This window comes from Anaerotignum faecicola (assembly GCA_024460105.1).
Classification (GTDB): Bacteria; Bacillota; Clostridia; order Lachnospirales; family Anaerotignaceae; genus JANFXS01.
Genome location: JANFXS010000001.1, coordinates 348,018 through 360,093, shown reverse-complemented (window position 1 = coordinate 360,093; position 12,076 = coordinate 348,018). Strand labels below are relative to the sequence as shown.

12 protein-coding genes and 3 tRNA genes are annotated in these 12,076 nt (G+C 42.8%); 14 read left to right on the top strand and 1 reads right to left on the bottom strand.

Annotated elements, in window-relative coordinates; genetic code table 11:
• The first annotated feature begins 127 nt into the window (after positions 1-127).
• The 11 genes from NE664_01630 (at position 128) to NE664_01580 (ending at position 7,548) form a co-directional block, all read left to right on the top strand.
• A complete protein-coding gene (locus NE664_01630; protein MCQ4725361.1) occupies positions 128-3,577 on the top strand; it encodes a pyruvate carboxylase in 3,450 nt (1,149 codons plus the stop codon).
• A gap of 326 nt (positions 3,578-3,903) precedes the next feature.
• The gene (gene yabP / locus NE664_01625; GenBank protein ID MCQ4725360.1) at positions 3,904-4,185 is read left to right on the top strand and encodes a sporulation protein YabP; all 282 of its coding nucleotides are present in this window, start codon (positions 3,904-3,906) and stop codon (positions 4,183-4,185) included.
• Between the two features lie 14 nt (positions 4,186-4,199).
• Positions 4,200-4,748: a spore cortex biosynthesis protein YabQ gene (locus NE664_01620; GenBank protein ID MCQ4725359.1), complete on the top strand. Its 549-nt coding sequence runs from the start codon at positions 4,200-4,202 to the stop codon at positions 4,746-4,748.
• The gene (locus NE664_01615; GenBank protein MCQ4725358.1) at positions 4,726-5,028 is read left to right on the top strand and encodes a septum formation initiator family protein; all 303 of its coding nucleotides are present in this window, start codon (positions 4,726-4,728) and stop codon (positions 5,026-5,028) included. The genes NE664_01620 and NE664_01615 overlap by 23 nt, the downstream gene beginning before the upstream one ends.
• Before the next feature lie 9 nt (positions 5,029-5,037).
• Entirely contained in the window at positions 5,038-5,205 is a 168-nt protein-coding gene (locus NE664_01610; GenBank protein MCQ4725357.1) for a hypothetical protein, read from the top strand.
• Positions 5,206-5,285: 80 nt separating this feature from the next.
• Positions 5,286-5,359: transfer RNA gene (locus tag NE664_01605), tRNA-Met, on the top strand.
• 11 nt (positions 5,360-5,370) lie between these two features.
• Positions 5,371-5,442 (top strand) — tRNA-Glu (locus NE664_01600).
• Between the two features lie 22 nt (positions 5,443-5,464).
• Positions 5,465-5,537 (top strand) — tRNA-Val (locus NE664_01595).
• 78 nt (positions 5,538-5,615) lie between these two features.
• Entirely contained in the window at positions 5,616-6,380 is a 765-nt protein-coding gene (locus NE664_01590) for a 4Fe-4S binding protein (GenBank protein ID MCQ4725356.1), read from the top strand.
• Between the two features lie 97 nt (positions 6,381-6,477).
• Positions 6,478-7,005, top strand: coding sequence for an ECF transporter S component (locus NE664_01585; GenBank protein MCQ4725355.1), 528 nt, complete (start codon positions 6,478-6,480; stop codon positions 7,003-7,005).
• A 147-nt stretch (positions 7,006-7,152) separates the two neighbouring features.
• On the top strand, positions 7,153-7,548 hold the full coding sequence (locus NE664_01580; GenBank protein ID MCQ4725354.1) for a hypothetical protein: 396 nt from the start codon (positions 7,153-7,155) through the stop codon (positions 7,546-7,548).
• Positions 7,549-8,431: 883 nt separating this feature from the next.
• On the opposite strand, the gene NE664_01575 is transcribed toward NE664_01580, so the two are convergent.
• The gene (locus NE664_01575; protein ID MCQ4725353.1) at positions 8,432-9,292 is read right to left on the bottom strand and encodes a PHP domain-containing protein; all 861 of its coding nucleotides are present in this window, start codon (positions 9,290-9,292) and stop codon (positions 8,432-8,434) included.
• A 251-nt stretch (positions 9,293-9,543) separates the two neighbouring features.
• On the opposite strand from NE664_01575, the gene NE664_01570 reads away from it, so the two are divergent.
• The 3 genes from NE664_01570 (at position 9,544) to scfB (ending at position 12,072) form a co-directional block, all read left to right on the top strand.
• The gene (locus NE664_01570; GenBank protein MCQ4725352.1) at positions 9,544-9,936 is read left to right on the top strand and encodes a TIGR04086 family membrane protein; all 393 of its coding nucleotides are present in this window, start codon (positions 9,544-9,546) and stop codon (positions 9,934-9,936) included.
• A 113-nt stretch (positions 9,937-10,049) separates the two neighbouring features.
• Positions 10,050-10,190, top strand: a complete 141-nt coding sequence (gene scfA, locus NE664_01565) for a six-cysteine ranthipeptide SCIFF (GenBank protein MCQ4725351.1) — start codon at positions 10,050-10,052, stop codon at positions 10,188-10,190.
• A gap of 517 nt (positions 10,191-10,707) precedes the next feature.
• Positions 10,708-12,072 carry a thioether cross-link-forming SCIFF peptide maturase gene (gene scfB, locus NE664_01560; GenBank protein ID MCQ4725350.1) on the top strand — a complete coding sequence of 455 codons (1,365 nt, stop codon included), beginning with the start codon at positions 10,708-10,710 and terminating at the stop codon, positions 12,070-12,072.
• Positions 12,073-12,076: the final 4 nt, after the last annotated feature.

The following is a 12,076-nucleotide window of genomic DNA, read 5'->3' as shown; positions in this document are numbered from 1 at the left end:
ATACAGTTGCTTTTATAAGCAGGCTTGCCGCTTATAATAAACGGCGTTTAACAACGCTCCTATGCAAAGTGTGTACTGCACATATAACACATGTGTTTTTGAAAATAATCTGATAGGGGGAAACAAATTGAGCGAAGTAAACATCAGGAAATTTAAAAAAGTCCTCGTTGCCAACAGGGGCGAGATCGCCATACGAGTTTACAGGGCTTTAAGCGAGCTCGGCATACAAACCGTTGGTATTTTCTCTAAAGAAGACAGGTATTCGCTGTTTAGGACAAAAACGGACGAATCTTATGAACTTGATCCTGAAGCCGGGCCGGTAGACGCGTATCTTGATATCAGGAAAATAATTAAGATTGCAAAAGACAAAGGCGTTGACGCTATACACCCGGGCTACGGTTTCCTTTCGGAAAATCCGGACTTTGTCAAAGCGTGCAGGCGCAACGGAATAGCATTTATAGGCCCGGACGTTGAAACGATGAACGCTATGGGCGATAAAATCTCATCGAAGAAAATCGCTATCGAATGTGGCGTGCCTATTATACCGGGCGTGGATCATGCGATTAAAAGCGTTGAAGAAGTTTTGGAGATAGCCCGCAAAGTCGGCTATCCGGTTATGCTTAAAGCTTCCAACGGCGGCGGCGGACGCGGCATGAGGATTGTAAACAGCGAAGAAGAAATGCCTAAGGAGTTTTCCGAAGCCGTTAACGAAGCCAAAAAAGCTTTTGGCGACGATAAGATTTTTATTGAAAAATATCTTAAAAGCCCTAAGCATATTGAGGTTCAGATACTCGGAGATAAATACGGCAATATTGTCCACCTTTATGACAGGGACTGTTCCGTTCAGCGCCGCCATCAGAAAGTGGTGGAATACGGCCCCGCTTTTACTATAAGGGAAGAAGTAAGGCAGAAGATTTTTGCAGACGCCGTAAGGCTTGCAAAGCATGTGGGATATAAAAATGCCGGGACTCTTGAATTCCTTGTTGATGCGGATCAAAATTATTATTTTATAGAAATGAATCCGCGTATACAGGTTGAACATACCGTTACCGAAATGATTACGGGGATAGATATTGTACAGGCGCAGATACTTATTGAAGAAGGGTACCCGCTTAATTCCCCTGAAATTAACATTAAATCACAGGACGATGTTAAATGCAGCGGTTATGCAATACAGATGAGGGTAACGACGGAGGATCCGTCGAATAATTTCCTTCCGGATACGGGAAAAATTGTCGTATACCGTTCGGGAGCCGGAAACGGTATTCGTCTTGACGGCGGCACGGCGTATACGGGAGCGGAAGTTACGCCTTACTACGATAGCCTTCTTGTTAAGATAATAGCCTCGGGAAGGACATTTGACTCGGCAGTGCGCAAAGGCGTGCGAGCTCTTAAAGAAACCCGCGTGCGCGGCGTTAAAACAAACATACCTTTCCTTATAAACGTATTGCAGAATGAAACGTTTATTAAGGGCGAATGTACCACTACATTTATCGGAAACACGCCGGAGCTTTTCCAGATTTCCATCGGAAGGGACAGGGCGACAAGAATTGCGGAATTTATCGGCAACAGGATTGTAAACGAAACAAACGGAGATAAGCCTGTGTTAATGAGCGCGGTATCGCCTGCCGTTAAAGACCAAAAACATTACGGGGCAAGGGATGAATTTCTTAAACTCGGCGCCGCCGGATTTACGCAGAAAATTTTGGGCGATAAAAAGCTTTATATAACGGATACGTCAATGCGCGACGCACACCAATCGCTTATGGCGACCCGCATGAGGACAATAGACCTTATGAAAGCCGCTCCCGCTACAAACGAAATCATGCAGAACGCATTTTCGGTTGAAGCCTGGGGAGGAGCTACTTTCGACGTTGCATACAGGTTCCTGAAAGAAAGCCCGTGGGTGAGGCTTGAACAGCTTAGAAAAGCGATGCCGAATACGCTTATACAAATGCTTCTCAGGGCGTCAAATGCCGTTGGGTACAGCAATTATCCGGATAACGTCGTTGCAAACTTCATAAAAGTTGCTTCTGAAAGGGGCGTTGACGTTTTCAGGATTTTCGACAGCCTTAACTGGATTGAGAATATGAAAATGCCTATCGAAGAAGCGCTTAAAACAGGCAAGATAGTTGAAGGCGCGATATGCTATACGGGCAACGTGCTTGATCCTAACGAAACAAAATATACTGTGGATTATTATGTTAATAAAGCAAAAGAGCTTGAAGCTCTCGGCTGCCATATGTTTGCAATTAAGGACATGGCCGGGCTTCTCAAACCGTACGCGGCAAAAGAACTTATTACGGCCCTTAAAAGCGAACTTAAAATACCGGTGCATCTCCACACGCACGATTCCACAGGAAACGGCGTAAGTACTATACTTATGGCGGCGGAAGCGGGCGTTGACGTTGTCGATACGGCGATAGAAGCTATGGCGAGCCTTACAAGCCAGCCTTCAATGAATTCCGTTGTTGAAGCCTTGAGGGGGACGGAACGCGATACCGGCCTTAATCCCGAGGATCTTGCTCGGCTGAGCAGATATTACGGAAGTGTAAGAAAAATTTATGCAGGCTTTGAAAGTCCTATGAAAACGCCTAATACCGAGATATATAAATATGAAATTCCGGGAGGGCAGTATTCAAACCTTCTCGCGCAGGTTAAAGAAATGGGCTCCGAGGACAACTTTGAGGAAATCAAAGAGCTTTATAAACAGGCCAACGAACTTCTGGGCAACATTATTAAGGTTACGCCGACAGCTAAAATTGTAGGCGATCTTGCAATCTTTATGTCTAAAAATAATCTGACAAAATCCAATATACTGACCGATGGAAAAGAACTTTCATATCCGGACTCGGTAGTTGACTACTTTATGGGAATGGTCGGACAGCCGGACGGCGGTTTCCCTAAGGAGCTTCAGAAAATTGTGCTTAAAGGGCAGGAACCTTTGACAGAAAGAGCTGGAAAAAGTATTCCGCCGGCAAACTTTGATGAAATTAGGGAGCATTTGGGCGAAATTATTAACGTGCCGGGCAAAAAGATTAACGACAGGAACGTATTAAGTTATGCTCTCTATCCTAAGGTTTACGACGACTACTGCCGCCACCTTGAATATTATAACGACGTTTCAAGGCTTGAAAGCCATGTATTTTTCTTCGGCCTCAGAAAAGGTGAGGAAACGACGCTTAAACTCGGCGAGGGCAAGGATCTTATAATTAAATATGTGGATATGGGAGAGCCTAATGAAAACGGCGTCCGCGCCCTTACGTTTGAAATCAACGGCATTATGCGTGAAATTTCCGTACAGGATAAGAAGCTTGAGGTCAATACTGACAAAAAGCTTAACGCGGAAAAAGGAAATCCGCATCAGATCGGTTCGCCTATACCGGGAACTGTCGGAAAGATACTTGTAAAAGAAGGCGACAAGGTTGAAAAGAATAGCGTGCTTATGACAGTTGAGGCCATGAAGATGGAAACGTCCATAGTTTCCATGCGAAACGGCATAGTAGACAAAATTTATGTAAAAGAAGGAGAAAGGGTTTCTCAGGAAGAACTTCTTATAACTTTCAAGGAAGAATAAAAAATACATTTTGAAGTCCCCAAAGGCCGACGCCGCGGGGACTTCGGCGTTTAAAAACATATTTTCGGAATGAATGAAATAAACTCAATTTTTTATATTGTTTAAAACAAGGGCATAAGTCCGAAGGAGATTTGCTGAACGTATGGTATTAAATATGCCGAGTCGGTTTGGCCGCGGTTTGTTTATGATTTTTAAACTTAAGGGTCTGTTTTGATACAAATATATGTTTCATGATTGAAAGAATTGTGGAACGACATACATGTCCGGCAATCATTTTCCTAAAACATACGCATATATTTGTATAAACATGTTTTGGAGGTATATTTATGGCGGAAGGCAGGCTTGGCGGCCACAAAGTGCTTATAGAAGAACGTGGGCGCGTTGCAATAGACGGCGTTACGGAGGTAATAAGTTTTGATGAGGAAAGCATTGTTTGTGAAACGAACATGGGAACAATAATTGTAAAAGGGGAAGGGCTTCATGTTGAAAAGCTGAACCTTGACCAGGGCGAGCTTGATATTACGGGCGCTGTTGACAGCCTTGAATACGGCGAGGAAGGCGCGTTTTCAAAAAGCGCCGGCGGTATATTGGGCCGTATATTCAAATAAAGAGGGTGCTTTGAATGATACTTTCGCTTTCGTTTCAGGCAAGGCTTTTTTTAACGACTGTCGCTATGGGATTTATAACGGCTTTCTCGTATGATCTGATTAAAGTGCTGAGATATGCCGTTAAACACAAAAAGATTTTTGTGCAGATAGAGGACGCGTTATACTGGATTTGGGTTGTGGCGGCCGTATTTATTGTGCTTTTAAATGAAAGTTTCGGAGAAATACGCGGATTCTGTATCGGCGGCGTGTTTTTAGGGATGGTTTTATATTTTTCTGCAATAAGCAGGTTTTTTCTTATGTTTTCGGAAGCTATCGTGAACGCGGTAAAATGGGTAATTTCACTTTTTATAGAGATAATTTTGACGCCTTTTAAGTTATTATATAAAATTTTCAGAACGCCGTGCAGAAAAGCGGAAAATTTGCTGAAGAAATTTTATAAAAAAATATTGCATTTACTTAAATTATATGTAAAAATATACTCAAAAAGGATTGGGCGCAATATGTCTGCTTTTGCGGTAAAAAGGCGCGGCGGGAAAAAACATGAAGAAAACACAGAAACCTAAAAATAAAAAATCATATACGCATAAATTCGGGATATATTTTCTGTTGGCATTTGTTATTGCGGTAGGAGCCGGCGTTACATACAGGAGGACTGTGCTTAAAGAGCTGACGGAACGGGGCGAACGCCTCGAAGCGCAGGTTGAAACCGCCCGGCAGGAAAATATTAAGCTTACAAACGAAGAAGAATATTATACAAGCGACGCTTACATAGAAAAGATTGCAAGGGAGCAGCTTGGGCTTGTTATGCCCGACGAAGTTGTTTTTAAAGAACGCGAAGAATAAACAGCGGGCGTGCCTTCAAAATCCGGCATGCCTTTTTATATTGCCGCCATATTCGATAAAGCTATGAAGGCCGGGCATTGTGATGATTCTGATAAAGCTATGGGGGCTGGGCATTATGATGATTTCGATATAGATGTGCGGGCGGAACACAACGATATTTTGATTTCCGCCGGATAATTTTGCGGTATATGGTCTGCATATTAAAAAAAGTGTTGACATTTTTTTGTATAATGGTATAATATGCTAGTAACTGATTTGGCGGAGTAGCTCAGTTGGCTAGAGCACGCGGTTCATACCCGCGGTGTCAGGGGTTCAAATCCCTTCTCCGCTATTTGCCTTTAAGGCCCGTTGGTCAAGCGGTCAAGACGCGGCCCTCTCACGGCTGAAACAAGGGTTCGATTCCCTTACGGGTCAGTTAAAAATTAATATCTCCCATGGGAGTTTAGCTCAGCTGGGAGAGCGCTTGCCTTACAAGCAAGATGTCACAGGTTCGAGCCCTGTAACTCCCATTAAAGGTATGGATTGTTCCATGCCTTTTTTGTTGTATTTGGGATTCTAAGTTTGTTTAAAAGAAAGGGCGGCGTTTTATGGATATTAAAAAAGCATATGCGGTTTATTTCAGCCCAACCGGCGGAACGAAAAAGGCGGCTGAAATTTTAGGCGCGGGAATTGGCGTTGATGTGGAGTACATAGATATAACGGTGGACGCTGTTGAGAGAACTTTCAGCGAGGATGACTTTGTTATTTTTGCAGCTCCTTCATTTGGCGGAAGGGTGCCTGATGAAGCAAAAAAACGGTTCATGCTTTTAAAAGGACACAATACGCCGGCGTGTGCAACAGCGGTTTACGGAAACAGGGCGTATGAAGATACCCTTGCCGAATTGAAAGATATTCTTGAAGATAAAGGGTTTGTTACCGTATCCGCGGCGGCGTTAGTTGCAGAACATTCAATAATGCATATTTACGGTACAGGCAGGCCCGACGGATGCGATGAAATTTCGATTAAAAAATTTGCGGATGATTTACTGGAAAAATTAAAGACGATGAAAAGCCCTGTAAGCATAGACGTGCCGGGAAACAGGCCGTATAAGCCTTACGGCGTTATACATCTTGCGCCCGAAACAGGAAAAGAGTGCGTAAAGTGCGGAATATGTGCAAATGAATGTCCTGTAAAAGCTATACCGTTCGACAATCCGAGCATAACGGAAAAAGAAAAATGTATTTCCTGCATGAGATGTACAAAAGTCTGTCCCGAAAGTGCGAGGGCTTTAAATAAAGATGTGCTTTCGGCAGTACAAAATAAGCTCAGGGAAGTATGCTCGGCAAGGAAGGAAAACGAATTCTTTATATAATTGTATGGGTACAATATGAGGTTGTTTTATACAGAATATAGTGCGGGGCTTGGCGTTGTGGTATTATTTTATCAATGAATATGCGGGAGTTGATAATATGAAAAATACAACGACAAAAGAACTTTGTATTAAAGCGCTTTTAATTGCGCTTGTATGCGCGGCTACGATGGCCATTACAATTCCTATTCCGGCAACCAGCGGGTACGTTCATCTTGGCGACAGCGTTATACTTATATGCAGCGTATTTTTCGGCAGCGGATACGGACTTGCGGCCGGCGGCATAGGAAGCGCGCTTGCAGACTGCCTTGGCGGATATGCCCATTGGGCTCCCTTTACTCTCGTTATAAAAGGCGTTATGGGATATATAATAGGCCGCGTTTCGGATTATAACGGCGGAAGGGGAAAGTTTTTCTCATTAAGGAATATGGCGGCGTCGTTTTTGGGCGTTGCGTGGATGGTTTTCGGATACTTTTTGGGCGGGGCGGCGATTAAAGGGAGCTTTGCCGTTTCCCTTGCATCGGTTCCCGCAAATGTTGTACAGGGCGCCGGAGGCTTGATTATATTTATTGTAATCGGATATGCTTTGGATAAAGCCGAGATTTACAAATATTTGAACGCCAAATAGTTAATTGAAAACAGAAAGGCGTATAATTGGCGGTGAAAGCGATTATACGCTTTTTATTTTTGAGCGGGCTTTATAAAGCCAAAGGTATAAAGGTACGGTTTATTTCGGAGAATATACGAACGCGGATTTATTTACGGAGGCGGTATTATGCGGTTCATTTCATTTTCATCACAAAATGAACGGAGAAAATTTGGCGGTTCCGACTTCATAGAGTTTCAGTATTGTAAATTAAAACAAGGAGCTGAAATTAAGGAAATTGTTTCCGTTGAAACGGTTGAACACTGGAAAGATGATTCGCTTTACGTTTTCGGCGACGACATGGATGAGTTTTTTGCAGTTTACAGTGAAATATTAAGTAAAGGAACATATAATAACGGTGGATTCGGTACGGTTGATTTACTCGGAATTAACTATTATTCATCGGAGCAGACAGTTCTAATTATTGAAAAAATAAAAAAGGAAAACCCAAAAGATTGCATGGAATTGCTTAGATGGCTGGAGGGAGCGGGAAAATACAACGGCTTTTATATTTTAGGAGTATAACAAACGGCAGTTTGATTGAATATTTGAGATGTTGCGGATAAGCAAAAATTATGTTTGCCCTTTTGTAAAGTAACAAGCAGTTGTTGAACAAACCGTTATGGAAACAGAGTTTTAAAATATATAAGTTTAGGCGATTAATGAGTATACGTCTGTTATGAGTATTTTTATTCGGCTTAAACTGCGGCGGTACATTTTGTATTAAAGCGCGGATGACAAGAAATGATGATGAAGCCGATATAATACGATATGTTAATAACATTACTGCCTATAAGAGAAATGTGGTTTTAACAGCCGTATTAAATTTACTTGCCTTTGTCTTGAAGGGGCATATACGCTTTGCGGGGAAGGTTTTTTTGTTTATGCAGTTCGGTTTGCAAGGGAACGCACGTCCCACAAGGAAATTTTTTCCGCATTTCTGTGTGGCTGCGTTTGCCATAGAGGATATGCTGCGCCGTCGCGTATGAGCCTTGAACTTCAAAAAATTTTTTCCTTGTGGGGCCGAAGGGTTTAAATGGGCGTCAGCGGCGCAAAATCAAGGTAAAGGGCTCCGGCGTATCCGATCCTACGGCAAGCGGTTTTAATAGAGATATTGAGCCGTTGACTTCCATTAAAATCGTGTGCGCTCTTGTAAACTGTTAGAAGGCTCCCGCGTTTCATTTCGGAAAATTGACGGGCCGATGTGATCCGCAAATAAGTTTTTATGACATGATTGACGGAATATTCCAAAATAAAAAATTTCCATTGGCATCCGAAGGTTTTGGCAAAACAAATTGAGGGCAAGGCATAAAGCGCGGCGGCAAAATATTTTTGACGCCGCGCTTTATGCCGTCAACCACTTGTGTGTTTGCAAACTGAATGTAATGCAGGCGTTGAATATTATTATTCAAGGGCGGGCGTTTTTTAGTTCGGTTAAGAATTTTTCGGGAATTCTCAGGTTTCCCCTTCCTATACCCAGTGAAATATCGGGCTTGTTTGCGCCGTGGAAATCACTGCCGCCGCTTTTTTTCAAATTAAGAGCCTCGGCTATTCTTGTTATTTCCCTTTGCTGTTCGGGCTTGTAGGTGGAATACATCGTTTCTATTCCGCAAAGGCCCATATCTTTAAGGCATTTTGCCATGTTTTTTATTTGTAAATAGTTCATGCCGTAAAGCGTTGGATGGGCCAGTATGCTTACCCCGCCGCTGTTTTTTATAATATCGATACATTCTTTCGGCGTGGGCAGTATACGCGGCACAAACGCCGGTTTTCCGTGGGAAATATATTTGCCGAATGCTTCCCGTTTAGTTTTGACATATCCCTTTTTAAGCATTATGTTTGCAAAATGAGTGCGGGAATAGCTGTCGCCGCCGGCCTCTTCCGTAAGTTCGGCATATGAAACGGGCATCCCCATTGACGTAAGCCTCTCTGCCATTTCAAGATTGCGCCTGCGTCTGTTTTCCGTTATTTCATTTGTTTTTTTTATAAGTTTTTCGGACGTGTGATCTAAAAACAATCCTACAATGTGTATTTCTACGCCGTTCGGCTCCGGATAGTATGCGGCAAATTCTATGCCGCTTATAACTTCAACGTTAAATTCCTTTCCGGCTTCAAGCGCTTGGGAAATGCCGTTTACCGTATCGTGATCCGTAACGGCAACGGCGGCAAGGGATTTGGCGGCGGCTTCTTTCACCAGTTCACGAGGGGTGAACGTGCCGTCTGAATATGTTGTATGTGAATGTAGGTCAATATATTTTTCTCTAATCATAGGTTTTATTACCTCCACATATAATTTAAGCATAATAAATGGATTTTATCAATGCCGTGAGCATATATTTTTATATATGCGGGCGGTTAATGGCGAAAAAACAAACTTATGTTGAAAGATATTTCGGTTATATGAGGTTTTTTGCGCCAAAGGGATAAAGACGTTAAAAACAAAGCTTATTAAAGTTAAACGCGGCAGAATTTAACGGCTTAAAAGCGGCGTTGATAATTTTTAAGATCAGGAGGGATTTTATGGTTAAGGAAGAAGCGTCACAGGAAAAGGACATAAAAGTTTTTAAAGGGCTTGCCAAAGGACTTGCAGTTGGATGCGTGATCACGCTTGCGGTATTTATTGCGCTTGCGGCGGTTCTTACATACACTGACGTATCTGAGAGCGTTATACCTATGGTATCGGTTATAACTACGGCTGTTTCAGCGCTTGCGGCCGGTTATATTACCGCGAAAAACGCGGCCAGCCGCGGAATTTTCTGGGGAATGGGAGCCGGGCTTATATACGCCGGAATTATTTTCGCCGTTATGATAACGGCTTCCGCCGATTTTGCAATGACTATCGGACGCGGAGCGGGCATTGTTGCGGCTGTATGCGGCGGAGCAATAGGCGGAATACTGGGAATCGGCAAATAAAAGGCTGATTTTCATTGCGGCGCTTTAAGCAAAAAATACTTTCCAAAAAGTATGCGTTGTGGTATAATCTTACAAGAATATTATTACTGGATTTTATAGGGAGGAAATATAATATGAAACATGTTAAAACACTCAACACAACAATGCTTAAAAACACAGTTGCAAAAGGCGGATGCGGCGAATGTCAGACTTCATGCCAGTCAGCCTGCAAAACTAGCTGTACAGTAGCTAACCAGTCCTGCGAAAACAGGTAATTTCCTGAGAAAACCGCTTTGTCCCAAAGCCGGGAGCAATTATTTTTCGGTTGTTTTTAACGGCGGCTTCAGATAAAAAATATTGCGGCTGGCGCATGTTTTCGGAGGAAGCGACGACAATTAAAGAAACGTTAAGTTTGTTTTTATGCGGTTTTTTCCGTTTTGTTTTGGCAAATTAATATTGGCAGAACAGTTATTGTAGCCTCGGTTTAGCTGAAATCGGGGCTTTTTATTGTTTGAACGCAACATACGCCGAATTTAGATTTGTATGCGGAAAGAAGGCCGCCGTATTACTATATATTTTTTAGGCCGCTTTTTTAAGGATACAGGGCCATATCTCCGGTTGGAGGGCGCATATGCAGTTATAATGGGTTTCATAACTGCACGGCATTTATTCCGGAAGAATTTGGGCATGCTTATATATAGGGAAAACGGCCGAAAAAAGACAACGTGAATGTTAATTAAGGCATGTTTTATAATACTGCCTGTAAACTTATATGACGAAAGGGAGTTTTTGATGATACATAAGTTTAGTATGAACGGCGTTAATGTTATTATTGACGTAGCAAGTGGGGCTGTACATGTCGTTGATAAAATAGTATATGATTTGGTCGACGAATTCGGCAAATGTTCCGATGACGAGATTATCAGAAAATTTTCGGACACATACGGCGCTGATGAAATAAAAGAAGCGTTAAGCGAAATAGAAGAACTTAAAAACAAAGGCATGATATTTACGGAGGACGGCTATGTCGACGTTTTGGATATGGTTGCCGCAAGGGATCCTGTCGTTAAAGCGCTCTGTCTGCATATAGCCCACGACTGCAACCTTAAATGCGTGTACTGCTTTGCAGAAGAAGGCGAGTATCACGGCAAAAGGGAGCTTATGAGCGCGGAAGTCGGAAAGGCGGCTATTGATTTTATAATAAAAAATTCAGGTTCGAGGCATAATTTAGAAGTGGACTTTTTCGGCGGCGAGCCTTTAATGAATTTCGGAGTCGTTAAGGAAATTGTCGAATACGGCCGCAGCCAGGAAAAAATTCATAACAAAAATTTCCGCTTTACAATAACTACTAACGGTATACTTCTTAATGACGAAATTATGGATTATATCAATGAAAATATGCAGAACGTTGTTATAAGCTTAGACGGGAGGAAAGAAATTAATGATAAAATGCGTCCCCGTGCGGGCGGGCAGGGAAGTTATGACATTATAGTGCCTAAATTCCAAAAACTTGCCGAAAGCCGCGGGCAGACTGATTATTATATAAGGGGGACGTTTACAAGGAATAACCTTGATTTCAGCAAAGACGTGCTCCATATGGCCGATTTGGGATTTAAGCAGATAAGCGTCGAGCCTGTTGTGGGTACGGAGGACGATGTTTACGCAATACGCGAGGACGACATAGAAACGATATGCAGAGAGTATGAAAAGCTTGCCGCTGAGCTTTATGAAAGACATAAGGAAGGCGGAAAGAGGGATTTCAATTTCTTCCACTTTAATATTGACCTTTCCGGAGGACCATGCGTCGCCAAAAGGCTGTCAGGATGCGGGGCCGGTACGGAATACCTTGCCGTTACGCCTTCAGGAGAGCTTTACCCATGCCACCAGTTTGTAGGGCTTGAAGGATTTAAAATGGGAGATGTTTTTGACGGAGTTAAAACGCCAAAGCTGAGGGAAGAATTTTCAAACTGCAACGTTTATGCAAAAGAAGAATGTAAAAAATGCTGGGCAAGATTTTACTGCAGCGGCGGGTGTGCGGCCAATGCCTACCAGCTTGGCGGGGGGCTTTTAAACCCGTATAAAATAGGATGCGACCTCCAGAAAAAGAGGATTGAATGCGCAATAATGATTAAGGCCAAAGCATTTGAGGAGGAATGACATT

What these genes read in the sequence shown, in the direction of transcription:
- NE664_01620 (MCQ4725359.1), top strand. Translation starts at nt 4,200, where the DNA reads ATGATACTTTCGCTTTCGTTTCAGGCAAGGCTTTTTTTAACGACTGTC.
- yabP (MCQ4725360.1), top strand. Translation starts at nt 3,904, where the DNA reads ATGGCGGAAGGCAGGCTTGGCGGCCACAAAGTGCTTATAGAAGAACGT.
- scfB (MCQ4725350.1), top strand. Translation starts at nt 10,708, where the DNA reads ATGATACATAAGTTTAGTATGAACGGCGTTAATGTTATTATTGACGTA.
- NE664_01575 (MCQ4725353.1), bottom strand. Translation starts at nt 9,292, where the DNA reads ATGATTAGAGAAAAATATATTGACCTACATTCACATACAACATATTCA.
- NE664_01570 (MCQ4725352.1), top strand. Translation starts at nt 9,544, where the DNA reads ATGGTTAAGGAAGAAGCGTCACAGGAAAAGGACATAAAAGTTTTTAAA.
- NE664_01590 (MCQ4725356.1), top strand. Translation starts at nt 5,616, where the DNA reads ATGGATATTAAAAAAGCATATGCGGTTTATTTCAGCCCAACCGGCGGA.
- NE664_01585 (MCQ4725355.1), top strand. Translation starts at nt 6,478, where the DNA reads ATGAAAAATACAACGACAAAAGAACTTTGTATTAAAGCGCTTTTAATT.
- NE664_01580 (MCQ4725354.1), top strand. Translation starts at nt 7,153, where the DNA reads ATGCGGTTCATTTCATTTTCATCACAAAATGAACGGAGAAAATTTGGC.
- scfA (MCQ4725351.1), top strand. Translation starts at nt 10,050, where the DNA reads ATGAAACATGTTAAAACACTCAACACAACAATGCTTAAAAACACAGTT.
- NE664_01615 (MCQ4725358.1), top strand. Translation starts at nt 4,726, where the DNA reads ATGAAGAAAACACAGAAACCTAAAAATAAAAAATCATATACGCATAAA.